The sequence below is a fragment of the Rheinheimera faecalis genome (assembly GCF_021290965.1).
In the GTDB taxonomy this organism is placed as follows: domain Bacteria; phylum Pseudomonadota; class Gammaproteobacteria; order Enterobacterales; family Alteromonadaceae; genus Pararheinheimera; species Pararheinheimera faecalis.
Genome location: NZ_JAJOYT010000031.1, coordinates 1 through 1,341, shown reverse-complemented (window position 1 = coordinate 1,341; position 1,341 = coordinate 1). Strand labels below are relative to the sequence as shown.

At 45.9% G+C, this 1,341-nt stretch carries 1 protein-coding gene; it reads right to left on the bottom strand.

Features of this window, described 5'->3' with window-relative positions:
* Positions 1-241 precede the first annotated feature (241 nt).
* A complete protein-coding gene (locus tag LSG34_RS20620) occupies positions 242-1,258 on the bottom strand; it encodes an IS110 family RNA-guided transposase (RefSeq protein WP_233011216.1) in 1,017 nt (338 codons plus the stop codon).
* Between the last annotated feature and the right edge of the window lie 83 nt (positions 1,259-1,341).

Here is a 1,341-nt window from a genome sequence, read left to right as displayed (position 1 = left end):
ACCTAACATCTATGGACGCTCCAGATTGTGCAAGCACAAAACACTTAGAACTCTCAGGTTTTGCAGCCATCTATTCGGATTCTGGTGAATGATTCCACCGATCCCTGATGATTTCCGCAAGCTCACGACTAATCATTTGGGCGTATTCGTAAATACGATGTTAGGTCCAGTCTCTGTAAGCTTCGGTGTTACCTTTTGTCTTCAGTGCTTCTTGCCTGCGCAAACCTTTTGCGACTCTTTCCTAAATAGTTTCTACGTATTCCTGATCTTTAGCTAATAACGACCAGGCAATCCGCGCCAGTTTATTTGCCAGCGCCACAATCACTACATTCTTGTGAGCCCTGCAACTTAACTCATTCAACCATGTTGTGAGTTTGCGTTTGGGATTCAAGTGCCTGTAAACAGCTCTGGCGCCATGAATGAATAGCCGCCTCAGATAAGAATCCCCTCGCTTGCTAATACCTAATAACTTCGATTTCCCTCCACTGGAATGCTGTTTTGGCACCAATCCTAACCAAGCTGAGAGTTGTCGACCTGAGTCAAATTCTTTACCAGAACCTATACTGGCTACCAGTGCTGATGCAGTGAGGCGGCCTATCCCCGGCACCCGCTCCAGTTTCTGGCACAGCGGGTTAATTTTGCTCAAGCTGTCTATTTCCTGGTCGTACGCTGTGATTTCGCTTTCCAGTAACGTGAGTCTGGCTTTCATCCGAAGAATATGCCGCTGCAAGGTTTCTGGCAGATGTGCACAGTGCGCTGAAAACTCTTGTGCAAACCATTTGTTCAAGCGCCATGGGCCTACAGGCACTGCCACACCAAATTCAGCCAAAGTTGCTCTTATTCTGTTGATTAATGCGGTCCGGTCTCTGACAGCACCATCCCTTTCCCGATGGATAAGCAACAGGGCTTGCTGCTCCTGCGATTTCTGCGCGACAAATCTCATGGAAGGTCGGGTAACAGCTTCACATATCGCTTCTGCATCGTTCGCATCATTCTTATTGCTTTTCACATAAGGCTTCACAAACTGTGGAGCCATCAATTTCACTTGATGTCCCAATTTTGTCAGTTCACGTGCCCAATAATGTGAACTGGAACATGCTTCCATCCCAATCAGGCAGCAAGGCAAATTAGCGAAAAAGGCTAAAAATCCGGAACGGCGAACAGCCTTTTTTAAAATGACTTTTCCGACAGCATCAACCGCGTGCAGTTGAATCATATTCTTCGCCAAATCAACACCAACAACTGAAATACTTTCCATTTTTTGCTCCTTATTCAGTGAGTACTGAATAATTCTAGTAGGAGCGTCCATATCATTATTTGTATATTGTGCCGGCACACTTT